Origin of the sequence: Anaeromyxobacter terrae, from assembly GCF_022690685.1 — a bacterium.
GTDB classification, from domain to species: Bacteria; Myxococcota; Myxococcia; order Myxococcales; family Anaeromyxobacteraceae; genus Anaeromyxobacter; species Anaeromyxobacter terrae.
The window spans coordinates 68,614-92,106 of sequence record NZ_JALCYY010000017.1 but is presented as its reverse complement, the minus strand read 5'-3'; the positions used below and the strand labels follow the sequence as shown (position 1 = coordinate 92,106).

The 23,493-nt window shown below is 72.0% G+C and carries 25 protein-coding genes and 1 tRNA gene; 7 read left to right on the top strand and 19 right to left on the bottom strand.

Features of this window, described 5'->3' with window-relative positions; genetic code table 11:
• Positions 1-283: 283 nt before the first annotated feature.
• Complete coding sequence (locus tag MNY62_RS10080) at positions 284-2,854, top strand: BACON domain-containing protein (RefSeq protein WP_242344021.1); 2,571 nt, start codon at positions 284-286, stop codon at positions 2,852-2,854.
• Between the two features lie 482 nt (positions 2,855-3,336).
• On the opposite strand, the gene MNY62_RS10075 is transcribed toward MNY62_RS10080, so the two are convergent.
• The 17 genes from MNY62_RS10075 to MNY62_RS09995 all read right to left on the bottom strand — a co-directional run bounded on the left by MNY62_RS10075 (position 3,337) and on the right by MNY62_RS09995 (position 14,174).
• A complete protein-coding gene (locus MNY62_RS10075; protein ID WP_242344020.1) occupies positions 3,337-3,600 on the bottom strand; it encodes a hypothetical protein in 264 nt (87 codons plus the stop codon).
• Complete coding sequence (locus MNY62_RS10070) at positions 3,597-4,124, bottom strand: hypothetical protein (RefSeq protein WP_242344019.1); 528 nt, start codon at positions 4,122-4,124, stop codon at positions 3,597-3,599. Before MNY62_RS10070 ends, MNY62_RS10075 begins: the two co-directional genes overlap by 4 nt.
• 70 nt (positions 4,125-4,194) lie before the next feature.
• Positions 4,195-4,374 carry a hypothetical protein gene (locus MNY62_RS10065; RefSeq protein WP_242344018.1) on the bottom strand — a complete coding sequence of 60 codons (180 nt, stop codon included), beginning with the start codon at positions 4,372-4,374 and terminating at the stop codon, positions 4,195-4,197.
• A 108-nt stretch (positions 4,375-4,482) separates the two neighbouring features.
• Positions 4,483-4,881 carry a hypothetical protein gene (locus MNY62_RS10060; RefSeq protein WP_242344017.1) on the bottom strand — a complete coding sequence of 133 codons (399 nt, stop codon included), beginning with the start codon at positions 4,879-4,881 and terminating at the stop codon, positions 4,483-4,485.
• A gap of 52 nt (positions 4,882-4,933) precedes the next feature.
• A complete protein-coding gene (locus tag MNY62_RS10055; RefSeq protein WP_242344016.1) occupies positions 4,934-5,995 on the bottom strand; it encodes a serine/threonine-protein kinase in 1,062 nt (353 codons plus the stop codon).
• A gap of 271 nt (positions 5,996-6,266) precedes the next feature.
• The gene (locus tag MNY62_RS10050; RefSeq protein ID WP_242344015.1) at positions 6,267-8,159 is read right to left on the bottom strand and encodes a phage major capsid protein; all 1,893 of its coding nucleotides are present in this window, start codon (positions 8,157-8,159) and stop codon (positions 6,267-6,269) included.
• A gap of 46 nt (positions 8,160-8,205) precedes the next feature.
• On the bottom strand, positions 8,206-8,559 hold the full coding sequence (locus MNY62_RS10045; RefSeq protein WP_242344014.1) for a hypothetical protein: 354 nt from the start codon (positions 8,557-8,559) through the stop codon (positions 8,206-8,208).
• A complete protein-coding gene (locus MNY62_RS10040) occupies positions 8,559-8,792 on the bottom strand; it encodes a hypothetical protein (protein ID WP_242344013.1) in 234 nt (77 codons plus the stop codon). Before MNY62_RS10040 ends, MNY62_RS10045 begins: the two co-directional genes overlap by 1 nt.
• A gap of 16 nt (positions 8,793-8,808) precedes the next feature.
• On the bottom strand, positions 8,809-9,126 hold the full coding sequence (locus MNY62_RS10035; protein WP_242344012.1) for a hypothetical protein: 318 nt from the start codon (positions 9,124-9,126) through the stop codon (positions 8,809-8,811).
• The gene (locus MNY62_RS10030; RefSeq protein WP_242344011.1) at positions 9,110-9,628 is read right to left on the bottom strand and encodes a hypothetical protein; all 519 of its coding nucleotides are present in this window, start codon (positions 9,626-9,628) and stop codon (positions 9,110-9,112) included. Before MNY62_RS10030 ends, MNY62_RS10035 begins: the two co-directional genes overlap by 17 nt.
• 248 nt (positions 9,629-9,876) lie before the next feature.
• Positions 9,877-10,281 (bottom strand): hypothetical protein, encoded by a 405-nt coding sequence (locus MNY62_RS10025; RefSeq protein ID WP_242344010.1) that lies wholly within the window; start codon positions 10,279-10,281, stop codon positions 9,877-9,879.
• Positions 10,278-11,375, bottom strand: a complete 1,098-nt coding sequence (locus MNY62_RS10020; protein WP_242344009.1) for a hypothetical protein — start codon at positions 11,373-11,375, stop codon at positions 10,278-10,280. The genes MNY62_RS10025 and MNY62_RS10020 overlap by 4 nt, the downstream gene beginning before the upstream one ends.
• 139 nt (positions 11,376-11,514) lie before the next feature.
• Positions 11,515-11,802 (bottom strand): helix-turn-helix domain-containing protein, encoded by a 288-nt coding sequence (locus tag MNY62_RS10015; RefSeq protein ID WP_242344008.1) that lies wholly within the window; start codon positions 11,800-11,802, stop codon positions 11,515-11,517.
• Positions 11,799-12,008: a helix-turn-helix domain-containing protein gene (locus tag MNY62_RS10010; RefSeq protein ID WP_242344007.1), complete on the bottom strand. Its 210-nt coding sequence runs from the start codon at positions 12,006-12,008 to the stop codon at positions 11,799-11,801. The genes MNY62_RS10015 and MNY62_RS10010 overlap by 4 nt, the downstream gene beginning before the upstream one ends.
• A gap of 64 nt (positions 12,009-12,072) precedes the next feature.
• A complete protein-coding gene (locus tag MNY62_RS10005) occupies positions 12,073-12,777 on the bottom strand; it encodes a hypothetical protein (protein WP_242344006.1) in 705 nt (234 codons plus the stop codon).
• 119 nt (positions 12,778-12,896) lie between these two features.
• The gene (locus MNY62_RS10000) at positions 12,897-13,976 is read right to left on the bottom strand and encodes a tyrosine-type recombinase/integrase (protein ID WP_242344005.1); all 1,080 of its coding nucleotides are present in this window, start codon (positions 13,974-13,976) and stop codon (positions 12,897-12,899) included.
• A gap of 124 nt (positions 13,977-14,100) precedes the next feature.
• Positions 14,101-14,174, bottom strand: a tRNA-Met gene (locus tag MNY62_RS09995).
• 120 nt (positions 14,175-14,294) lie between these two features.
• Between MNY62_RS09995 and MNY62_RS09990 the strand changes: the two genes are divergently transcribed.
• From MNY62_RS09990 to MNY62_RS09980, 3 genes are all read left to right on the top strand, one after another.
• On the top strand, positions 14,295-15,161 hold the full coding sequence (locus MNY62_RS09990; RefSeq protein WP_242344004.1) for a hypothetical protein: 867 nt from the start codon (positions 14,295-14,297) through the stop codon (positions 15,159-15,161).
• A gap of 116 nt (positions 15,162-15,277) precedes the next feature.
• Positions 15,278-17,044, top strand: a complete 1,767-nt coding sequence (locus MNY62_RS09985) for an acyl-CoA mutase large subunit family protein (RefSeq protein ID WP_242344003.1) — start codon at positions 15,278-15,280, stop codon at positions 17,042-17,044.
• A gap of 138 nt (positions 17,045-17,182) precedes the next feature.
• A complete protein-coding gene (locus MNY62_RS09980) occupies positions 17,183-17,602 on the top strand; it encodes a cobalamin B12-binding domain-containing protein (protein ID WP_242344002.1) in 420 nt (139 codons plus the stop codon).
• Positions 17,603-17,764: 162 nt separating this feature from the next.
• Here MNY62_RS09980 and moaA read toward each other — a convergent pair whose 3' ends face one another.
• A complete protein-coding gene (moaA, locus tag MNY62_RS09975) occupies positions 17,765-18,772 on the bottom strand; it encodes a GTP 3',8-cyclase MoaA (RefSeq protein WP_242344001.1) in 1,008 nt (335 codons plus the stop codon).
• A 257-nt stretch (positions 18,773-19,029) separates the two neighbouring features.
• Positions 19,030-20,103 carry an HD domain-containing phosphohydrolase gene (locus MNY62_RS09970; RefSeq protein WP_242344000.1) on the bottom strand — a complete coding sequence of 358 codons (1,074 nt, stop codon included), beginning with the start codon at positions 20,101-20,103 and terminating at the stop codon, positions 19,030-19,032.
• Positions 20,104-20,374: 271 nt separating this feature from the next.
• On the opposite strand from MNY62_RS09970, the gene lipA reads away from it, so the two are divergent.
• Genes lipA through MNY62_RS09955 form a run of 3 tightly spaced genes read left to right on the top strand, consistent with a single transcriptional unit; the run spans position 20,375 to position 23,463 of the window.
• Positions 20,375-21,259: a lipoyl synthase gene (gene lipA / locus MNY62_RS09965; protein WP_242344026.1), complete on the top strand. Its 885-nt coding sequence runs from the start codon at positions 20,375-20,377 to the stop codon at positions 21,257-21,259.
• Between the two features lie 12 nt (positions 21,260-21,271).
• On the top strand, positions 21,272-22,471 hold the full coding sequence (locus MNY62_RS09960; protein WP_242343999.1) for a thiamine pyrophosphate-dependent dehydrogenase E1 component subunit alpha: 1,200 nt from the start codon (positions 21,272-21,274) through the stop codon (positions 22,469-22,471).
• A gap of 17 nt (positions 22,472-22,488) precedes the next feature.
• Positions 22,489-23,463 carry an alpha-ketoacid dehydrogenase subunit beta gene (locus MNY62_RS09955; protein WP_242343998.1) on the top strand — a complete coding sequence of 325 codons (975 nt, stop codon included), beginning with the start codon at positions 22,489-22,491 and terminating at the stop codon, positions 23,461-23,463.
• The last annotated feature ends 30 nt before the right edge of the window (positions 23,464-23,493 follow it).

The following is a 23,493-nucleotide window of genomic DNA, read 5'->3' as shown; positions in this document are numbered from 1 at the left end:
ACCCCCGGCGCTCGCTCCGGCGCAGCCTCATCCGGCTGCGCCTGCGCTCGGGGTGCTACTGGGACGAGCGAAGTAGCGGACGCGAGGGGCCACGCCAGCGCGGGTGGCGCGTCTCCACGGTGCGTGCCGGTTAGCTGTCCGTCCATCGGCGACTCGTCGTGAAAGGTGGGCACCGCACCGCCGCGCGCGCCGACCACGCCCCGAACTGGTTTCGCGACGCTGGGTGAATTAACCTGCCGCGCGCTCGTGCGACGTTCACCCGCGAGCGAAGGGGGAGAGGCCCATGGCGTCGTCGTCTCGTAGGTCCGGCTCGGCCGGCGGCCATCGCGTCGCGCTCGGCGCGGCCCTGCTCGCGCTCTCGCTGGCGTGCAGCGGGGGCGGGGGCGGCGGCACCGCGTACTCGCTGCAAGTGAGCACCGCCTCGCTCGTCTTCGCGGCGGAGCGGAATGCTCCGATCCCCGCGGCCCAGACGCTCACCGCGACGTTCAGGGGCGACGGGCTCCTCGCCGGTTATCCCCCGGGCATCTCGCAGCCGGGCTGGCTCAGCGTCGACGTGGTGAGCTCGACCGCGTCCTCCGCGACGCTCTCGGTCCGCGTGAACACCACCTCGCTCTCCGCCGGCACCTACCGGACCACGCTGCGGCTCGTGACGGGCAAGCAGGACGGGAGCGCCGTCGTCTACAAGGACGTCGCGGTGCAGTACACGGTCACCGCCGGCTTGGCGGCCTCCGCGACCTCGCTCGCCTTCACCGGCTTCGACGGAACGGCGCCGGCACAGAAGTCGATCACGCTCACCTCCGACGTCCTCCCCAAGGACTGGACCCTCGCGGTCGAGCCGGCCGGCTCGGGCGCCACGGACTGGCTGGTGCTCTCCGCCACCTCGGGCACGCTCGCCACCGCGACCACGGACGTGCAGGTCGGGGCCGCGGTGCGCCCGCCGGGGAGCTACTCCGCGAGCCTCGTCCTGCGCGACGGCACCGGCTCGGTGCGGTCGCGGATCTCCGCGTCGTACCAGGTCGCGCCGGCGTTCGCGCTCGGCGGCACCCTCACGACCCGCGTGACGGAGGCGGCGACCTCGGCGAGCCTCGACCTGCCCCTCCTCCTCGACTCGAAGCTCGACGCCGCGAGCGGCGCGACCCACCTCTGGCAGGCGACCAGCACGGCCGACTGGCTCTCGGTGATCCCGGCCACGGGCGATCTCGCCGCGGACGCGTCGCTGACGGTCCGGCTCGACCCGGCGAAGCTGTGGGCGCTGGCGAACGGCACGTACAGCGGGACGATCACCGTCGCGACGACGCAAGGAGGCGTCACCACGGCGTCGGTCCCGGTGTCGCTCACGGTCGCCCTCGCGCCGAAGCTCGGCGCCCCGGCGAGCGCCTCGTACACCGTCGGCGTCGCCGCCGCGCCGGCGGACCTCACCCGCACCGTCACCGTGACGAGCAACCTCGGCGATGCCTTCGCGAGCCACGGCGGCTGGACGGCGTCCAGCTCGGCGGCATGGGTCCAGCCGACGCCCTCGAGCGGCGCCGGCGGGGGAGACGTCACGCTCGACCTCGTCCCCGCCGCGCTGGCGGGCCTCGCCAACGGGGCGCAGACGGCCAACGTGACGGTCCAGGCGGCCGACGCGCGCGTCGCCGGTGCGACGGTGAAGGCGAACCTCGCCCTGGCGCTGCCGGACGTCGCGCACGTCGCCCCATACACCACCTGGGTCGGCCGGAGCCCCGACGTGATCGTCCGCGGCAGCGGCTTCGGGAGCGGCGGCACGCTTCCGGTGCTGTTCGGCTCGCAGGCGGTCACCGGCACGGTGGTGAGCGACACCGAGCTCCGCGTGACCGCGCCGACGCAGGCCGCGGCGGCGCGGGTGCCGGTCTCGATCGAGAACTCCCTCGGCCTCGCGCGGGCGACGTCCGAGCTGGTGGTCCTGCCCGCGCCGACCTACGCGGCCTACTCGGCGACGCTCACCACCTCTCCCACGCGGATGACGCTCGACCCCGAGCGGCAGGCGGTGCTCCTCTCAGGTGCCGGGGACGAGGTCCGCCGGTTCAAGTTCGCCTCCGGCGCGTGGAGCCAGGACGCGTTCCAGGCGCCGGCGGTGACGGGCGGGTACGTCACGGCCGATGGGAAGACGCTCCTCGTCACCTCCGGCAACACCGGGACGCCGTCGGCCGTCTTCTACGAGGTGGACCCGGCCACCTTCGCCATCCGGAAGCAGACCGGATACCCCACCTCTTACGCTCGGTACGACCTGGCGGCGTCGTTCAACGACGGGCGCATCCTGTTCCTGGACTCGGAGCAGTGGGTCGACACCCTCTGGTATCCGGACCTGACGCGTGGGGTGTACTTCGATGCGCACAGCCCGAAGATGCTCCTCACGCGCGACCGGAGCCGGGTGCTGCTCTATGACGATCGGTACAAGCTCACCACGTACGACGTCGTGGACACCGCCTCGAAGGTCCAGAACGTGACGCAGACGCTCTTCGGAGCGGACAAGTGGACCGTGAGCGGGGACGGGAGCCGAGTCGTCTTGGGCTCATCCGTGTACGACCGGAACTTCAACTTCCTGGGGGCCGTGAGCCTCCAGGGCGACCGCGGCACGCCCACCGTCGCCCTGTCGCCCGACGGCACCACGCTCTACACGCTCGCCCGCAACGCGACCGACACGGCCTTTGTCTTCCGGCGCACCGATCTCGGTACGACGCCGTACACCGCCGACGCGACCGCGCTCTCCTTCACCATCGGCGCGGGCGAGTCCCCGGTCGCGATGGCGGTGAGCGAGGACGGGAGCACGCTCTTCCTCCTCACGCGAGGGCCGACCGGGACGGCCGGCACGTTCCGCGCGTTCCCGCTGCCCTGACCGGCGGCGCGGCAACACTCTGGAAGAGCAAGCCCTCGGAGACAAGGACCGCACGGCCCGGCGGCCGTGCGGTCTTGCATTCGGGGCGTCTACTCGGGGACCCTTCAAGCGACTGCGGCTGATGCGCCGTAGTGCGAGGACCTAGGGATCATGAGACCGGCGGCGGCGCTTCGCGCCTGCGCTCGCCTGCGGCGAGCAGCCGCCGGTTCCCGACTTCGAAGTCGGGGGGGCCGGCCCCCCGACTCCCCCGGAAAGACAAAGGCCGCCTCGCGGCGGCCCTGGAGAGTGGTGAGGGAGAGAATCGAACTCTCGACCTAGGGATTATGAGTCGCATTTCGGGGTCCTGTGGCTCAGGCGGATCGTGTGATTTCGCGAGGATATGGGGCCGTCCGTGGCCGTCCCTGGCGGGGAGGGTGGGGAATAGCTGGGGAATGGAGGGGCCGCCCGTTCCCGAGCGGCCCCTCCTCCTCGGCTCGCGCCGCCTACGCGCGGGCGCGTCCGGCGTGGCGACCCCACTGCGCGATCTGGACCCGGCGCGCCGCCGAGCGCAGGCGCTTCGCGTCAGCGATCATCTCGTCGGCCCGGTCCAGAAGGGAGCCGGCCGAGAGCATCGGGACGTTCTTCGGGTCGGGGAACGGGTGCCGGCGCTGCTCCAGGTCGCGCAGCACGCCGGCGAGCTCGCGGTAGGCGTCGGGCAGGTCCGCGGCGTGCGCGAAGGGCTGGCGCGTCTTCCTGGCGGCGGTCACGACCGGACCTCGTTCGCCCACGTGGCGATGATGTGGGGCTCCGGAGTCCACTCGTCCCGCGCCTCGTCCGGCACGCGCCAGCCGCGGACGATCGCGACAGAGAAGACGTCCCTCGTCACGGCCCACGTCGCGAGCGCGGGGAGCGTCACGCCGCGGTTGTTGCTGTTGAGCACTGCGGCGCCGGCGGGGCTCGCCGCCAGAATGAGCTGCGCCGTCAGGCGATCGGCGTCCTCGTCGTCGAAGTCACGCCAGCGCCGCCCCACCGCGATCCCGAAGTACTCGGCGCAGAGATCCTCGAGCCGGTCCATCGGGAGGCGCACGTCCCTGCCGGCGCCGTCATCGAGCTCGTCGATGTAGCCCCGCAGCTCGCCCGCCTCGAACCGAGGCCGGAGCGTCTCCGCGAACCGCTCGAGCTCCGCGATGTACAACGGCCGGAACCGCTCGATCAGCGCCTCGTGCGCGGCGCGCCAGCTCGCCCGCGTGTCGCTCCACGTCTCGGTTCGGGTACCCTTACCGGTAGCCATCGCTGCACCCTCCTGTGCTGCCGTGGTTAGGGCGCTTTCGGTGTTCCCGCACCGGAGGCGCCCGCTTCGCTCACTTCCCGCGCTTCTTCGGCCTCGACTCCTCGATCCACCGGGCGATCAGCTCCCGGATGATGGCCGACGCGTCGGCCTTGCCGCCGGCCTGGATCGCACGCCTCGTCGCCTCCTCGCGGAGCGCGGCGTACTGGTCCCGCGTGATGCGCACCGTGATCACCTTCGGCTCGTCGACCATGAAGCGCACGCTAGAACGTGCGTACGCACGTTGTCAACGCGGGACGCTTCTTTTAGGTGCGTGCCGGCGCCCACGCCTGCGGCGCAGCGGTTTCCGTGAGGGTGGTCCTCAACTGACGTCGCCGAGCTCGTCCTCCATCGGCGGCGCGTCGAGCGTGGGCGCGTCGTCGAGCATCCCCGCGAGCTCGAGGCGCCGGCGCGCCGCCTCCTGCGCCGCGCCGTCCTCGCGCTCGCGCGCGAACCGGCCGCCCGGTCCGGCACCGCGCCATCGGAGCGCGGCCGCGCCCTCTGCAGCCGCGCGAACCTCGACGCCCTGCGGGCACCCGTCGCATGAGGGGTACAGGGGCCCTTGCCCCCTCGACGTCTGGCGCGTGCGGCCGCTCGCGGCGACGAGCTGGCGGAGCACGCAGCATCGCGCGGAGAGGACGCCGCGGAGCCGCTCGCAGCGGATCGGAGAGTCGAGGGTGAGGCGGGGCGGGCGAGGCTCGTCGGCGGTCGAGGCGCTCACGCCTCGTCGTTCCACCGCCCGGGCGCGCTCGTCGACGTGCCCGCCCGAGTGTTCACCTTGCCGCGCGGCACGCCGCTTGGCGCAGCTCCTCGAACAGCTTGGCGCCCTCGGCGCCGCGCCGCGCGAGGGCCCCGGGCGACGACTCGAGCGCGGCCCACATGCGGGCGGGGAACGACCGGAAGTAGCTCTCGCGATCCGCGACGAGGGCCGCGATCTCGGCGTCCGCATCGACGATGCCGACCTCGCCCAGGATCTGATCGAGCTCGTCCCGGGCGGCGGCGGCACTCGACGGGCGCTTCGCCCGATCCAGCGACAAGGCGCGCTCGACGAACCTCGCCAGCGCGGGCGAGCCGAGAAAGCGCATACCTCCGGGCCCGCCGAAGAGCCTCTGTCCACCGAAGCGCGGGTAGAAGCCCGAGATCAGGGTGGACAGCAGAGCGCCGATGCAGAGAACCTCGGTCCGCGCGTCACCACCCGCGAGATCGGCTCCCCAGTCCTCGAACACGGCCCGTTGTAGGGCCTCCCGGTGAGCGAAGCCGGCGCCCCAGCGATGCAACTCCTGTCGCCGCAGGTGCTCTAGCTTGGGCGCGGCGGGATCATCGTCGAGGATCATCGCGAGCCGGAAATCGACGAGCTTGCACCCTCCGTCGTCGCCGAGCCTAACGCCGTCGGAGGTGGGCACCAGCCGAAACACTCCACGGGAGTGCGCGTGCTCAAGGACGTCCGCCACCTGCCGCACGATGAGTGCAGCGATCTCGGGATGTCCACCAGTGAGGGCGAATGGTCTGTCGAGGCTGGGGGCCCAGAGTCGCTCCGTCGCATTGATGCCCGGACCCGAGGCGCGCAGCGAGTAGATGCGAGGGTGGTCGAGGCGCGACAGAGCCCTCGCCTCCCGCGCAAGGACGGCCTCCGCCCATTTCGTGGGCGTCTCGAGCCCGGGGACGTCCGTTCTCCAACGATCCCTGCTGGCATCGGGGTTGGCGATCCGCAGGACGACCGCCGAGCCGTCGCGGACGTCGCGGCCGCCGTACGTCAGCCACGGCATGTCGCAGTAGCCGATCGACTTCACGACCTGGTAGTGGCCGAGCACCACCTCGCCGACGTCGGGCGTCAACGCGTGAACTCCGGGGCAGAGAAATGCGCCAGCGGTGCTTCCCCCTGGGCGCGCAGGGGCTCATGCCTGGTTCACCGCGTCCACGTGTCCGCTGCCGGCTCCCGCGACACGAGCGGGCAAGCCAGGCCCGCCGGCCGGGGCCAAGGGTTGCGGCCTCGCGCACAGGTCCGACAGGAGAGAAGGACGTGGGCGCGTTCGAGGTCGGGCCGCGCGGCCTCTTCGCTGGCTCGTCCGGCACCGGAACCATGGTCGGTGCCGGACGGGCGGAGAGCTACGGCGAGATCGGCATCTTCACCATGCCGCGGTGGTCGAGCGCCTTCACGCCCGCGGTGTGCCGGATCTTCCAGCGCGACTCGTCGGTGCCGAACCCCTGCTCGGTCTCGATGTGAGGGCCGGCGACGTTCTCCTCGAGGAGGCCCAGCTCGATCGTGTCGATCTGCGCGGGGTCCGCGGCGAGGAAGGCGGCGGTGTTCGCCAGGCGAGGCTCGACGACGAGCTCCAGGTTCGCGATCCACTCGCCCGTCGCCTTCTCGGCGGTCACGCGTCGGGACGCGTTCGCGAGGAGAACCTCGGCCGCGGTCTCGCGCTCGGCGGGGACGATCAGGAACTTCGGCACGAGGCTCAGGTAGCCGCCCGTGCTGCCCACGGCGGCGAGGGACTTCTGCTTACGCAGGAGCGTCCGCCCGGCCCCGAGGAGCGCCGCGTCGAACGCGCCGGAGCTCGTCAGGTTCGCGTGGTCCGCGTGGAACAGCGCCTTGGTGTCCGGCATCGCCGGGCCGGCGCCGCTGTTCAGCGCGAACAGGCCGTAGGTGAGATCGGCCTCGAGCCGCCTCGCCGCGGCGCCGAGCGCGCCCTGGACGCGGAAGAACGCGCCCAAGTTGTCCGCGAGGAGGCTTTCCCAGCTCAGCGCGACGATCTTGCCGAACTTGGAGATCGAGTAGCCGGTCCCCTCGTCCGAGAAGTAGCCGTGTCGGTACTCCGCGTGCTCCCCGAGCTTGTCGAGGTCCGGAGCGCTGGAGAGGATCGGGCGCTTGGCCTCGCGGAAGTCGGCGAACGGCACGACTCGCACCCACGCGCGGTGCGACGACGGCTCGTCCTCCCAGCCCTTGCGGATGGTCGCGTGCAGCGCGCCCTCCAGGATCGCCGGGAAGTCCGAGGTGGTCGCGGCGCGCTTGAGCAGCTCGGGGCCGCGGGCCTCGCCGCCGAACCAGCGCGAGGCGCTCTTGCCGGACCGCGAGAGGCACGTGCGCGCGATGTCGTAGACGCTCGCCGAGACGTCGCCAGCCGCCGCGTGCGGCTTCTCCACCCGGATGCCGGCGCGCAGGAGGAGCGCGTCGACCGTGGCGCGGCGGAAGTCCTCGGCGTAGTCGTTCCCTGGCGTGATCGCGGAACGCCTGCTCTCTCCGCGGCCGAACAGCTCGCCCGCGCTGAGGTGCGACGCGATCGGGTTCGCCTCGTCCCGCGCCGCGAGGCGCTCGAGGATGAGCCCGCGCGCCTGCTCGAGGGTGACGCCGCGCGCGATCAGGTCTCGCGAGAATGCGTCGCCGAGGGCGTGCCGGGTCGCGAGGGCGCTGATCTCGGTGATCCGCTCGCGCTCGGCGAGAGCCTCGGGAGCGGGAGCGGCGGCGCGCGTGGCGTCGGGCGCGGGGGTCGTGGTGGTGGTCTGCTCGTCCATGTGCGTGCTCCTTGCGGCGCTTCGGCCGATGCCGACGGTCACGTCGGCGGGGGTAGAGACAATCGAGACCTCGAGTGGTCGCCACCGGGTGACGGTGACCCGCTTCGCCTTCTCGTCGCGCTTCTCCTCGAGGATCTCGGCGCCGATGCTGAGGCTCCGCACGATCCCATCGGCGATGTCCTGCGCGAGCTCCACGGCGCGCGCGCTCGAGCCGAGGACGAGCTCGCCGCGGAGCTTCCCTCCGTCGACGCGGAGGCCCTCCACGATCCCGATGTTCGTGCGGCTGCGATCGTGGCCCTCGATGAGCGGGAGAGGCGCGCGGGCGAGGTCCACCGCGCCCTTCGCGTGGCTCAGGATCTCGGTCCAGTCGCCATCCCAGGTTCGGCGCGAGATCGGGACGTCCGAGGAGATGCTGGCGGGGAAGCGCTTCTGGGGCTTCCCGTCCTTCGTGGCGCGCTCGATCTCGAGCGCGAACGTGCGAGTCAGCATGCTCCCTGCGTGGCACCGAGCCCCGCTGACATGTCCACCGCGCATGTCAGCGCGCCAGAACGCGGTACAGGTGACGGAGCGATCGGGGTGTCTCGGGGTCCGCCTCGAGCGCCCGTGCAAGGACCTCCCGGATGCCGTCGTCGTCCGAGGCGCGTGTGCGCCGCCGCGGCAAGGCGTCGAGCTCGGCGAGCTCGCGCTCGAGCCGCCGCGCCCGAGCCCAAGTCGAGCCCGAGAGGCGCGCGGCGGCGGCGTGCAGGAGCTCGTTGCGCCGCTCGACGCGCTCCGCCGCGGGCTCGAGCTCGGCGAGCAGGTCGAGCGCCCAGATCCCGAGGTCGCGCGGCAGTACGCCCGTCGCCGTGGCGGTGCGCAAGCGCGCGAGCTGCTGGACGTGCTCGCCCATCACTGCGCGCGGCGCGCGGTTGGCGCCTTCCCTTCGATCGCGAGCTTCGCTTCCTCAAGCGAGTAGAAGCGCCTGCCGAGGTGGCGCACGTAGTAGGGCGGCGCACCGTGCCGAACTCTGCCCGCGTCCTCGATGACGAGCAGCACGATCGTCACCTCGTTGTGCATCCACCGCCTGGCAGGCACTTCGTAGCGCCAGCCGCCCCGGAGCTCGTCCCAGAAGTCGATGCGCATCGTTCCTCGCCTCCGGTCAGTGCGCCATCGGCGCAGGCCCGAGGACCTCGCGGATCAGCGCGTGCGTGCCGAGCTCCGCGGCATCGTCGATCTCGACGTCGTCGGGGAATGGAGATCCGCCGTGCACGTCGTCCGCGATGATCTTCCCCATCGCGAGCGCCGTCCGCGTCACCTCCCTCGAGAGCTGCGCGAGCTGCTCCGGCGCCGGCGCGTAGCCGCCGCAGCGGAGCGCCTCGATCGCCATCCGCAGCATCGTCGCGGCGATCTGCGCGCCCAGCGCCTCGTCAGCGCTCACCTGGACGAGCTGCACCTTGCCGTTAGCCTTCGTCGCCATCGCTGGCCTCCTTGAAGATCCTGGGGTACCCGAGCACCGCCTCGCGGCCTTCGGCCCGCGCGAGCTCGCGAATGGACTCGTGCTCCAGGTCCGTCGAGCCCACCGCCTCGAGCATCGCGGCGGAGAGCATGAGCACCGTCCCGTCGAGCCCCTCGTCGAGCCGGAGTGCCTTCGCGATCTCCGCCGCCGTCCCCGGGCGGCCCGCGGCCTGGATCGCCTCGGCGGCGCCCTCGAGCACGTCCGGGAGGTAGCGCACGACGTGCTCGAGGGTGTCGGCCTGTAGCTCGGCGACGAGCTCGGCCAGGCGGCGCGTCACCGCGGCGGCGGCGCGCTCCTCCTCCGCCGGGCTCGCCGGGCCGGTGGCGCTCGCGGCGGTGCGCTTCCCTTTCAACTCGGCGTGCGAGAGGCGGCTCTTCGTGCTCCGCCACTCCTTCGCGCCCTCGACGGGGTCGATGTCGACGACGCGGCCGCGAGCGTCGCGGCTGATGGAGCGCTCGGTCAATCTGCCGTTGCGGCACGCAATCGAGATTGCCGCAGGGCTCACACCCATTTGCGCGGCGAACTTTCCTGGCTTCACGTACCCTCCGCGCCCGTTAAACGGGCCTCGTTAACACAAGAAAAGCCGGGTACTTAGTCGGTTCGGGCGCGTCTGCGCACCCGCGTACCGCTCCCCGCTCAGGAAGTACCTTCGGCACCCCCCGGCACGGTGCGTGCGCTTCGCACGTCGATGCGAGCGGCTGACGGCGCACGTCATCGCGGATCCCTCGCCCGGTACCACCACACGCGCCTGCCGTTGTGCTCCCGCACTTCGCTCTCGACCTCGAGCGGCGGCCCGCCGTCCTCGCCGCGGCGGAGCTCGTGGAGCCGGCCGCCGTACCTGAGCCCGCCGGCCTCGACGAGCTCGAGCGCGCTCCGCCACGCGCCGCCAGCGAGCAGCGCCCGCAGCCGCGTGCACGCCGTCTCCCTCGCCCGAACGTCGCCCATCTCGAGGGAGAGCGCCGCGCGGCCTGGCTTCGCCTCTGCGGGGCGATCGCCTTCCGGCGAGGGGGGCGGGCGCGGGTCGTCGAGGATCGCCGCTCCTGCGGCCTCCTGCGCGGCGCGCGCGGTGATCGCCCTGATGCGCTCGAGCGCCTCGGTCGTCGTGCCGTGGCTCACGCAGCCTCCTGCGCTTCGCCGGCGGCGATGAATCGGATCGCGACCGCGCCGCCGAAGACCTCGCGAGCGAGGCCGACCAGGAGCGGCGTGCAGTTGTCCGCGACGAACGCGCGATGGAACTCGTCCGGAGCTTCGAGTTCGAGGGTACCCTCGCGCAGCCGGCCACGGAGCGGAGCGAGCCAGTGCTCGACGAGCTCACGCGGCCGCTCCTCCTGCAACGTCGCCAGCATCGTTGCCCACTCCGCGCAGCCAACTGGCTCGGCGGGGCGCTCTGGCGGCGGTGGCGGCAGGTCCCGCAGAACTTCCACGCACCACGCGATCGACCGGGGACGATGCTTCTCCGGACGGCTCTCGAGCGTCGCGACGGTCCAGGCTGCGGCGCGCTCAACGCCGCGTGTCTCGAGCAGCGCCTCGAGTGCTTCGGCCTCCTCGATGCTCCCGAGTGCGAGACCTCTCCCGAGCGCCCTCTCGATGCAAGCGCGGTAGTCGGCGCCCATCGGCCCGAGCTCCGCCGCTCGCGCGCGCGTCGGCTGCGGCTGGCTCTGCGCCTGCGCCTGGAACTTCGACTGCAACTGCGGCTGCGGCTGAAGCTGCGTAACCGGGAAAGACGCGGCTCCCGGTTCGTTCCCGGAAGTTTCCCGCGCGGGAACGGAATCACTCGCCATTTCTGTCGACGGCGCTGCGGCCGAGTCGCGCGCCCTCCAGGTCGTGCGCGTGACGGGGTCCCACCCGGGCGGCCGCGGCGTCTTCCGCTTCGAGCCGCGCGGCGCCTTCTCGTGGTGGTACTCGTCGCGCGGCTTCTGCCCGTGCACGCCGTGCCAACCCGTGAGGTAGCACCACCGCCGCCCGGCCTCGTCCCAGAGCAGCGCCATCCCGGCGAGCTCGTATTCGTCGAGCCACGCCGCGACGTCGTCAGCGGTGACGTCCTCGCGGTACGGCCAGCCCTTGCCCAGGAGGACGCGGGGGTTCGCGTCGAAGCATCCGAAGTCGTCCGCCAGCAGGATGAATCGGGGGAACGCGTCCTGTGCCCGCGGCGACACGGCGGCGATCGAGGGGGAGCTGAGGAACGAATCGTCGAGCAGGCGCTTCGGCATCACGGCTCCCGTCGACGCGTCGCCGTCGCGTGCGCGCAGCCCGGACGAGGGTGGCCGCTCGGGAGGAGGCGCGCGATCGTTCCGTCCGTGAAGACGAGGAACACCCCGTCATCGCCCACGAGTACCGCGCGAACCCGCTTCACGACCCCACCTCGATCGCTCGGATGCGAGCTCCGACGCCCGCGGCGGGCGCACGGCGCGGGGTCGAACGAGCGCGGGAAGGCTTCCCGCTCACCGTGAAGCCGGTCCGGGCGAGCTCCTGGATCTGCTCGAGCGGGATGCGCTGCCCCTTGCCCCAGGGGACCGGGCGGAGGCGGCCGGCGCGGATGAGCTCGTGCAGCGTCGAACTGCGGTCGATCCGGAGGAGTGCTGCAGCCTCGCGGAAGGTGAGCGCGAGGCCGGCGACGGCGACCTTGCGCGCGTTCATGGCCGGAGCTCCGCCGGCTCGAGGCCCAGCACGGCTGCGACGGCGCGCAAGGTGCGGTCCGACATCCGGTGCGGCGCCTTCTCCGCCCAGTACAGCGTGGCGCGCCCGATGCCCGCCTTCACGGCGAGCTGTTCCATGCTCATGCCGGCGCGGAGCCGCGCGGCGCGCAGCGGACTCGGAGCGTCCGGGGTAGCGTTAGCGTTCATGCTCCCGATACTGCCGGGAGCCGGGCGCCACTACAGGGGGCGCAATTCGGGCGGCACGATCGAATTATGCCGGCCGCACCATTCTCAGGTGGCCCGCGCTCCACGGCAGGTACCGACGAGGCTCTGTTCGCGGATCGTCAACCTGCATGATGAACGGTGAGTGAGGCTTTCGCGCCAGCGTGCGGACGATCTGCACGTGGAGATCCTCGAGCTCCTCGCCCAAGTACCCGAGCAGCAGCTCGATCGTGTTCTCGAAATGCCCGTATCGCGTCGCTGTGGCCTTGCCGCGCGGGTAGTGCGCGTGCACGAGCGCGATCAGGTCCTCGCGCCACTCGACCGGAGGCGCGCCGCCCCTTCCACGCGGTTGCGGTCCCTCCGCGAGCCGCGCCGCGCTTTGGCTGATTGTTTCGAGGAACTTCTCGATGTCCGGCCACTCGATGCCGGCTGCCCGACAGAGCCCCGCACGGTCGATGAGGGTCTCGCCCCGCATCGCGTCGCGAAGTCCCCGCGCGTGCACCTCCATTTCCGCGCAGCAGCGGCGCGACGTCTCGGCGTCGTCCTGCACCTCGGGCGTGTAGACGCCCAGCGCCGCGAACCAGTGTTCGATCGCGTAGAAGACCTGCGCCGCTTCTAGGACGTCGAGTGCTCCAGCGAGGTGGTCCGCGAGTTCGATCTGCCGCGCCTGGCTGAGCGCCGCCGCGCCGCGCGACGGCACGATCGCGGGTGGGCGCGCGCGTGGGCGTCGATCCGGTTTCCGATCGCGACTCATACCGCCTCCCGAGAAGCGGTCCCGAGCGAGGATGAAGCGGGCGGGGGCTGGCGCCTCGGGAAAGCGCCGGGCTGGCCGGCCCTGCCCCCTGCCGTCCCGGAGCCTACTCCGGGAGCCTGTCACGCGAGCGTCGGCACCTTCGTCGGCGCCGAGTGCGTCGCGTAGAACTTCCGCGTGGTCCGCGGCGAGCGGTGCCCCAGGAACGCGGCGACCTGCGCCGGGTCGGCGCCGGCGTCGATCGCCCACGACGCGACCGAGTGCCGGAGGTGGCCCGGGGTGAACGCCGGGATCCCGGCCTCGCCGTCCGGGCGCTTCACCACGGCGCACGCGCCCTTCACGGCGCGGTCGTACCACTCGCGCGAGATCGCCCCGTGCTTGCGGAGCCGCTTCGCCGCCTCAAGCACGTCGGGGGAAACGCGCGTCCGCTGCGGTTCGCCGCTCTTGCGCATCGGGCAGACGACGACGCCCGCGACCCCCTCTTGCGCGGCGTGCTTCGGGAGCGGCTCGATCGACCCCTCCGCCGCGAACCGCTGGATCTCGGTTGTGTGCCAGCCGGTGCCGGCCTGGAGGAGGAGAGCGTCCCGCCACGGCGCGGCGAGGTGCTCGACGACGAGCAGCACGTGATCGCGCGGCACCACCTTGGACCTGGTGAGCTGCGCGATCTTCGCCTGCGGCACCTTGAGCTGGCCGAACACGGGGTCCTCGGCGGTCGTGATCCGGTGCGCCTCGGTCCGCAGCCACGTGAAGAGGCCCTTCAGCACCGCCACCCGGTGATGCCTCGCGGTCGCGTCCTTCCGCTTCAGCGCCGGCAGGATGTGATCGTGGAGGCTCGCGCGCCGGAGGTCGATCCGCTCGAGGCGGTCGCCCCACCACGCCAGGATGTGCTTCTGCTTGCGGCGCCACGGTGCGGAGTTGCCCTCGCCCTTGGAGTAGGCGAGGTACTCCGTGACGAGCTCCTCCGTGAGGAAGACGCCCTCTCGCGCGTCGCCCCGCGGGTCGTACCGCTCCGGGTCCACCTCGAAACGCCGGAGGTGCTCGATCGCGGATTGGATATTCGTCGCGCCGGTCGCGAGCTCGTACCGCTTCCCGCCGATGCTCTTGCGGATGTGGTAGCTCCGCCGGCCGTCAGCATCGCGCCAGATGCGCAGCCCGCGGACCTCGCACGCTTCCCAGTGACCGCCCTTCGTCTCGTTCGGCATGGCCTCTCCGCGCCTGGGGAATGGCTGGGGAATGAGGTTACTGCGCCGATCGGACAAAGACAGACGGGCGCCAGGGGTGTGCCCTAGGCGCCCGTCTTTCCTGTCGAATTCGCTTGGTTCGGAGTGGTGAGGGAGAGAATCGAACTCTCGACCTAGGGATTATGAGACCCTCGCTCTAGCCGACTGAGCTACCTCACCGAGAGGCTTTCGAGAACGCGGGTTTATAGGGCCTCGCGCGCGAGCGGTCAAGCGCGTACGGCGCGGTGGGAGAGGCAGCGAAGCGGCAACGGGGCCGCGCCACCTGCTACCATCCGGGGCATGCGCCTCCTCGCGATCGTGACGCTCCTCGCCGCCAGCGCCTGCGCGGCCCCGAGCTTCGTCGGCAACACCGGCCGCGTCGCGCCGAAGGGCGCGTTCCGCGCCGAGCTCGGCTCCGGGTACCAGGTGAACACCCAGGCTGCCGCGATCGTCCGCGACGGCCGGGAACTCGCCGAGAACCTGCGCTCCAAGGCGACGGCCTGCCCGGACGGCAGCGGCTCGTGCTGGACCGCCGCCGACGTGGAGCCGGTCGTCGACGCCGCGTTCCGCTTCGCGCTCGTCGCTCCGCTCTCGTCGCACACGGAGGTGTCCGCGCGCTATGGCTTCGCGCCCGGCTTCGACGGCGGGGTCCACTGGGGCCCGGACTCGAAGGGGCTGGACCTCGGCTGGCAGGCGTTCGGCCCGCGAGATCCGACGACGGAGGGCTGGGCCGGCACGATGCTCGTCGGCTGGGGAACGCGCGACCTCGGCACGTTCGGCGACGTCATCGAGAACGTGCTGCACGGCGAGGCGGGGCTCACGGACTACCAGCTCGCGTTCGTCGCAGGCCGCCAGTGGCGCGAGATCGCCCACACCTACGTGGGCGCGCGCTACACCCTCACGCGCTGGAAGGTCCAGGTGATCCCGGATCTGCCGATCGTCTACGACGGCGGCGCCGCGCAGGCGAAGCTGCTCGGGACCGACTCGAGCGGCTTCGTGCAGACGACCGGCGGCGTCCTCGGCGCGGCGCTCGGCTACCGGCACGTCTTCGTCGGCGCCGAGCTGAACCTCCTCTACACGGCGGGCAAGGCCGACGTGCTGTTCAAGGAGCGCGACCTCGATGCGTTCGGCGTGATGCCCGCCGTGTACCTGTACGGCCAGTATTGACGCGCCGCGGCGCGCCGCCCTAGCCGCCGCCTCGCTCGTCTGGCGCCCCCGCCGGGCTCCCTGCGTCTCTCCCGCGCGCCGGCTAGATGTCCGGGGCACCCGCGCTCGGAGGTCGCATGGCGAAGGCGGCAAAGGATCTCGGCCAGAAGGCGCCCACCCACCGGAAGGACACACCGTCCGCGCCCACGCGCGCCGAGCACCCGACCTTCGCGCGCGAGGAGCTCCAGAGGATCCTCGCCGAGCGCGAGTCCTGGACGCAGGGCGAGCTCTCCGAGGTCCTCGGGAAGCTCGCGCACCGGAGGGCGCGCTTCGAGACCGACTCCGGGATCCCCATCCCCGACGTGCTCGACCCCGCGAGCGTGCGGGAGACCGACTACCTGCGCGACGTCGGCTACCCGGGCCGCTACCCGTTCACGCGCGGCCCGCAGGCGACCATGTACCGCGGGCGGCTCTGGACGATGCGCCAGTTCGCCGGCTTCGGGAGCCCGGAGGACACGAACGGTCGCTTCAAGTACCTGCTCCAGCACGGGGTGAACGGGCTCTCGACCGCCTTCGACATGCCGGCGCTCATGGGCTACGACGCGGACCACCCGATGAGCCGGGGCGAGGTCGGCAAGGAGGGGGTGGCGATCTCGACGCTGCGCGACTTCGAGCTGCTCTTCGACGGGATCCCCCTCGGCGACGTCACGACCTCGATGACCATCAACGCGACCGCGGTCATCGCGCTCGCGATGTACGTCGCCGTCGCCGAGAAGCAGGGCGTCCCGCGCGCGAAGCTCGGCGGCACGCTCCAGAACGACATGCTGAAGGAGTACATCGCGCAGAAGGAGTGGATGATCCCGCCCGCTCCCGCGGTGAAGGTGAACTGCGACGTCATCGAGTTCTGTGCGAGGGAGATGCCGCGCTGGAACCCGGTGTCGATCTCCGGCTACCACATCCGCGAGGCCGGGGCGACGGCGGTCCAGGAGCTCGCGTTCACGCTCGCGGACGGCATCGAGTACGTGCAGGAGTGCGTGGACCGCGGGCTCGACGTGGACGCGTTCGCGCAGCGGCTGAGCTTCTTCTGGGACGTGCACAACGACTTCTTCGAGGAGGTCGCGAAGTTCCGCGCCGCCCGGCGCATCTGGGCGCGCACCATGAAGGAGCGGTTCGGCGCGAAGAAGAAGGAGTCGCTCCTCCTCCGCACCCACGCCCAGACCGCCGGCGTGTCGCTCACCGCGCAGCAGCCCTACAACAACGTCGTCCGCACCGCCCTGCAGGCGTTCGCGGCGGTGCTGGGGGGCACGCAGTCGCTCCACACGAACTCGCTCGACGAGACCTACGCGCTCCCCACCGAGGAGGCGGTGACCATCGCGCTCCGGACGCAGCAGATCATCGCGCACGAGTCCGGCGTGGACCGCGTCGTGGACCCGCTCGCCGGGAGTCACTACGTCGAGTGGCTCACCGACGAGATGGAGCGGCGCGCCCTCGAGCACATCCGGCGCATCGACGAGATGGGCGGGATGCTGCGCGCGGTGGAGGAGGGCTACCCGCAGCGCGAGATCGCGGAGAGCGCCTACCGCTACCAGCGCGACATCGAGGCGGGCGAGCGGATCATCGTCGGCGTGAACGCGTTCAAGACCGAGGGGGAGGAGCCGATCCCCATCCTCAAGATCGACGAGACGGTGGCGCGCGGGCAGGTGGAGCGGCTCCGGGAGGTGAAGGCCTCGCGCGACGCGGCCCGAGCCGCCGCGGCGCTGGGCGCCGTCGAGCGCGCGGCGCGGGAGGGCACGAACGTCGTCCCGCCCGTCATCGACGCGGTGAAGGCGTACGCGACGCTCGGCGAGATCTCGGACGTCTTCCGGAAGGTCCACGGCACCTACCGGGAGGACGGTCGGTTCTAGGGCGGACGGCTCGCGGGGCTGCGCCGTCGAGCAGAGCGGTCTTCTTCCCCCGCGGGAGCCCCGGTGGCGGCCCTGCTGGAGTTGCGGTACACCACTCAAGCCGCTGGAACTCGTCGTTTTCCCGATGGAGACGAAGGCATGAGCCCCGCGAAAGAGCGCCCCCTCCGCATCGTCGTCGCGAAGCCCGGCCTGGACGGTCACGACCGCGGCGCCAAGATCATCGCCCGCGCCCTGCGCGACGCAGGCTTCGAGGTCATCTACACCGGCCTGCACCAGACGCCGGAGATGATCGTCGCCGCCGCCATCCAGGAGGACGCGGACGCGATCGGCCTCTCCATCATGTCCGGCGCGCACATGACGCTCTTCCCGGCGGTGGTCGAGCTGCTCGGGGAGAAGGACGCGAAGGACGTCGTGGTCTTCGGCGGCGGGATCATCCCGCAGGACGACGTGCCCAAGCTGAAGGAGAAGGGCGTCGCCGAGGTGTTCCTGCCGGGCTCGCCGACGCAGGGGATCATCGACTGGATCAGGGCGAACATCCGCCCGCGCGTCGCAGCGTAGCGGCGCACGAGCCCGTAGTTCTGGGCGAGCGGAGGCGAGGCACACGATGCCGTCGCCGAGCCGGGCACGCGAGGAACGAGCAGCGCAGGCGTACTGCTTCCGTACGCCGAGCAGCGCAGTGACGAGCCTGCCCGGCGCAGGCAGGCAGCGTGCGCCGCAGCGCTAGCCGCCGGATCCGATCATCGGCAAAAGCCCCGCGCCGCCCCTCAGCATCTCGTGCTTCTCGCCCTTCGCGAGGAGCGCCGTCCGCACCGCCCGGGCGATCTCCTCGTCGGAGGCGCCGCCGCGGACGAGCTCGCGCAGCGGCACGCGATCCCGGCCGCCCAGGCAGGCGCGCAGGGAGCCGTCGGCGCCGACCCGCACGCGGTTGCAGCCGTCGCAGAAGTTCTCGGTCATGGCGCCGATGAAGCCGACGAGGCCGCTCACCGGCACGCCCCCGGCGTCCGAGGTCCCGCGCATGTGATAGGCGGGCCCCCAGCCGCGCGTCGCGTCCGGCTCGAGCCGGATGCCCTGCGCCTCGAGGAGCCCCTTCACCTCGGAGGTCGGCACCGGCTTCCCCGGGCCGAACGGCATGAGCTCGATGAAGCGGGCCGTCGCGCCGAAGCGCCAGGCGAAGCGCGCGAGGTTCCCGAGCTCGTCCTCGTTCTCGCCCCGGACCACGACGACGTTGAGCTTCACCGAGTCGAACCCGGCGCGGAACGCCGCCTCGATGCCGGAGACGATCCGCTCGAGCGTCGCGGCGCGGCCGGAGATGCGCTGGAGCTTCGCCGGGTCGAGCGTGTCGAGCGAGACGTTGAGGCGGGAGACGCCCGCGTCCAGCAGCAGGGTCGCGTGCGTCGCGAGCGCGTGGCCGTTGGTCGTGAGGGCGATCTCCTCGATCCCCGGCGTCGCCCTCACGTCGCGCACGATGTCGAGGAGCTCGCGGCGGAGCGTCGGCTCGCCGCCCGTGAGCCGCACGCGCCGGATGCCGAGCTTCGCGAACACCCCGACCACGCGGGCGAGCTCCGGCCTCGTGAGCGGATCCTCTTGCCGGTCCGGCCCCATCGGCGCGCAGTAGGAGCAGCGGAAGTTGCAGCGGTCGGTGAGGGACAGCCGCAGGTACTGGATCCTCCGCCCCTGTCCGTCGACGAGGGGCCCGCTCACCGGCTGCGCGCTGTCGGGCTCGGACACGCGCCCGTTATACCCGATAGGCGCGGTCCAGATCACCGGTCGTCTGACGGGGGCTGCCGCCCCCGCCCCGCCGACGGCTGGCCGCCGTCGTCGGGGTCCCCACCCCTGCTCGGCGGGGCCCGTGAGCCTTCGCGCCGGCGTTCGCCGGAACGCGAAGGCTCCCCGCCGGGAGGGACTGCGTCCCTCCCCGTCGCTTCGCGACGGGGCCCCTCCCTGCTGACGCGTTACAACCCGCTTCCGTCACGTGCTTGATCAACTCAAATCGGCCGGGCTTGCGTCGTGCGCGCCAGGTCGGCGAGCTCGTCCGGGGACATCGACAGGAACGCGTCGGCGCAGCGGGGGTCGAACTGCGTCCCGGAGTAGCGCGCGATCTCGGCGCGCGCCGCGTCCACCGTCCCGCCCTTGCGATAGGGCCGGTCGCTGGTCATCGCGTCGAAGCAGTCCGCGATGGCGAAGATCCGCGCGCCGATGGGGATCGCGTCGCCAGCGAGGCTGCGCGGGTAGCCACCGCCGTCGTAGCGCTCCTGGTGGCAGAGCACGATCTGCGCGGGCACGTCGAGGAACTCGACCGACTGCAGGATGTTGAAGCCGATCTGCGGGTGCTTGCGCATCTCGGCCCACTCGGCCGGCGTCAGCTTGGCGGGCTTCAGGAGGATCGCGTCGGGCACGCCGATCTTGCCGATGTCGTGGAGGAGCGCGCCGCGGCCGATGTCCGGCAGCTCCTTCTCCGCGAGGCCGAGCCGCTTCGCCACCGCGAGCGTGTAGCGCACGACGCGCTGCGAGTGGTCGCTCGTCTCATGCTCGCGCGCGTCGAGCGCTGCGACGAGGGACCAGAGCGTCTGCGAGTAGGTGGCCTGCAGGTCCCCGAGCGTCCGCGACAGCTCCGCGGTCTTCTCGCGCACGCGGTTCTCGAGGCTGCGCCGGTAGCGCTGGCGCGCGAGCTCGAGGCGCCGCCGCCCGAGGGCCCGCTCGATGGCGCGGATGAGATCGGTGACCTTGGGCGGCTTGAGGAGGTAGTCGGCCGCGCCGTTCCGCAGGCACTCGACCGCGGCCTCGGTGTCGCCGAAGGCGGTCAGCATGATGACCGCGGTGTCCGGGTGGAGCTCGCGGATCCGGTCGAGGAGCCAGAAGCCGTCCTTGCCCGGCATGCGCACGTCGCTGATCACGAGCGAGAACTCGCTCAGCCGAGCCGCGTCCAGGGCGGCCTCCGCCGAGGACACCGCCGTGACGGCGTAGCCCTCCTCCCCGAGCAGGACCGCGATGACGTCACGCACCGAGGTGTCGTCGTCGACGATGAGGATGCGGGTGGGTTCGCTGGGGGACTCCGCCATTCGAGCGCTTCTTCCTTCGGCGAAGAGGGGGCGCCCAGAAGGGGCGGGCCGGGAAACTATAGCATGCAGGTTGCACCCCCAGTGCCCAGGATTCGCCCGGCGGTCGCCCGTTTGAGCGCCGCGTCTTGACCCAGCGCCAGTCCACCGCTACATCCCGCGCGGCAACATGTCCGACACCCCGCGCAGCAGCCTGCCCGTCCTGGGCTCCGCCGGCGAGCCGCCGCAAGACCCGAGATCCATCCTCCAGGCCTTCCGGGAGCAGGGCGTGCCGATGAGCGCCCGGAAGCCCGGCTGGCTGCGGGTCAACGTGCCGGGCGGCGAGCGCTATCAGAAGGTGCGCGAGACGGTGAAGGGGCTCGAGCTCCACACGGTCTGCGAGGAGGCGCACTGCCCGAACGTGGCCGAGTGCTGGGGCGGCGGCACGGCGACCGTGATGCTGATGGGCGACGTCTGCACCCGCGGCTGCCGCTTCTGCAACGTGAAGACGGCGGCCCAGCCGCCGCCGCTCGATCCGGACGAGCCGCGCCACCTCGCCGAGGCCATCGCGAAGCTCGGGCTCGACTACATCGTCGTGACGAGCGTCGACCGGGACGACCTGCCGGACGGCGGCGCGGGCCACTTCGCCGACGCGATCCGGCGGCTCAAGGCGATCCCGCACCTCCTCGTCGAGGTGCTGACGCCGGACTTCCGCGGCGACGCGGCGGCGGTGCGCGCGGTCGGCGAGGCCGCGCCCGACGTGTTCGCGAACAACCTCGAGACGGTTCGCCGGCTCACGCCGGTCGTGCGCGATCTCAAGGCCGGCTACGACCAGACCCTCGGCGTCCTCGCGCGGATGAAGCGCGAGTTCCCGCGGATCGTGACGAAGTCCTCGATCATGGTCGGGCTCGGCGAGACCGAGGACGAGCTCCTCCAGGCGATGAAGGACCTGCGGGCGGCGGGCGTGGAGATCCTCACGCTCGGTCAGTACCTGCGGCCGAGCGCCTGGCACCTGCCGGTCGTCGAGTTCGTGAAGCCCGAGAAGTTCGCGGCGTGGCGGGAGGCGGGCCTCGCGCTCGGCTTCCGGTACGTGGCGAGCGGACCGCTCGTACGGTCCAGCTACCGCGCCGCCGAGCTGTTCCTGAGGGGCGAGATCGCCTCGCGAGCCCCTGGTCCCTGACCGGAGCGACGCATGCGCCGAGAGCACGAGGTGGGGGCGGTACCGAGGCGGCAGCGCGGCAACCACCGAGAGTGGGAGCCCGGCCGCTTCGTGAAGGAGTTCCCGCTGTACCGCCTCGTCGCCGAGGACGGCGAGCTCGTCGGGCCGCCCGACGAGGTGACGCTGTCCGACGCCGAGGTGCTGAAGCTCTACGAGCTCATGGTCCTCAACCGGGCGCTCGACGAGCGGATGATCACGCTCCAGCGCCAGGGCCGGATCGGCTTCTACATCGGGTCGATCGGCGAGGAGGCCTCGATCCTCGGCTCCGCCGCCGCGATGGACGAGCAGGACTGGATCTTCCCCTGCTACCGCGAGCACGGCGCGGCGCTCATGCGGGGGATGCCGCTCGTCACCTTCCTCTGCGAGCTGTTCGGCAACGCCGGCGACGCGATGAAGGGCCGGCAGATGCCGTGCCACGAGGCGTGGCGGCCCGGCCGCTTCACGTCGATCTCCTCGCCCATCTCGACGCAGATCTCGCACGCCGTCGGCGCCGCCTGGGCGGCGCGCCTCAAGGGCGATCCGATGGTCGCGATCACCTACTTCGGCGAGGGCGGCACGAGCGCCCACGACTTCCACACCGGCCTCAACTTCGCGGCGGTCCGCAAGCTGCCGGTCGTGTTCATCTGCCGCAACAACGGCTGGGCGATCAGCGTGCCGCGCGAGCGGCAGACCGGGTCGGAGACGATCGCGCAGAAGGCCATCGCCTACGGGATGCGCGGCGAGCGCGTCGACGGGAACGACCTCCTGGCCGTGCACGCGGCGACGCGGCGCGCCCGCGCCCGCGCCGCGGCGGGGGAGGGGCCCACCCTCATCGAGTGCGTCACCTACCGCGTCGAGGGCCACTCGACCTCCGACGATCCGCGCGCCTACCGCCCGGCCGAGCTGGTCGAGCCCTGGAAGCAGAAGGACCCGCTCCTGCGCATGCGCCGCTTCCTCGCGCGCCGGGGCGCGCTCGACGACGCGGCGGACGAGCGGATCCGCGCGGGCGTGCGCGAGGAGCTGCAGCGCGTCCTCAAGGAGGCGGAGGCGTTCGCGCCGAAGCCGCCGCTCGAGAGCCTGTTCGAGGACGTCTACGCCGAGCCGACCCCGCTCCTCCGCGAGCAGCTCGCCGAGCTCGAGGCCGCGGTCGCCGCCGACCCGCGCGTCGCGAACCCGCGCCACTCCGACGCCTGAACGCCCGAGAGGTCCGCATGCCGACGATGAACATCATCCAGGCGGTGAACGACGCCCTGCGCCTCGAGATGCGCCGCGACCCCGACGTGGTGGTGCTCGGCGAGGACGTCGGGAAGTTCGGCGGCGTGTTCCGCGCCACGCAGGGGCTCTACGACGAGTTCGGCGCCGATCGCGTGATGGACACGCCGCTCGCGGAGGGCGGCATCATCGGGACGGCGGTCGGGATGGCGCTCTACGGCCTCCGGCCCGTCCCGGAGATCCAGTTCGCGGACTTCATCTACCCCGCGTTCGACCAGATCGTGAACGAGGTCGCGAAGTACCGCTACCGCTCCGGCGGCCAGTACGCCTGCCCGATGGTGATCCGCACGCCGTACGGCGGCGGCATCAAGGGCGGCCACTACCACTCGCAGTCGCCGGAGACGCACTTCGTCCACACCGCCGGGCTCAAGGTGGTCGTCCCCTCGAACCCGTACGACGCGAAGGGCATGCTCATCAGCGCCATCCGCGATCCGGATCCGGTGCTGTTCTTCGAGCCGAAGCGCGTGTACCGCGCCGCGAAGGGCGAGGTGCCCGAGGGCGAGTACCAGGTGCCGATCGGCAAGGCGAAGGTGACGCGCGAGGGCTCGGCGCTGACGCTCGTGGCGTGGGGCTCGATGTGGCACGAGGTCGAGCAGGCCGCGCGCGAGGCGGAGGCGGAGGGCATCGACTGCGAGGTCATCGACCTGCGCTCGCTGCAGCCGCTCGACACCGACACGCTCGTCCAGTCGGTGAAGAAGACCGGCCGCGCGATCGTGGTGCACGAGGCCCCGCGCACCTGCGGCTTCGGCGCGGAGCTCGCCGCGATCCTGCAGGAGAAGTGCTTCCTCCACCTCGAGGCGCCCATCACGCGCGTGACCGGGTTCGACACGCCGTTCCCGTACACGCTCGAGAACGAGTACCTGCCGCGCGCGCCGCGCGTGCTGAAGGCGATCCGCGAGGTCGTGTCGTACTAACGCCGCCCCCCGGGCAAGCGAGGCCGAACC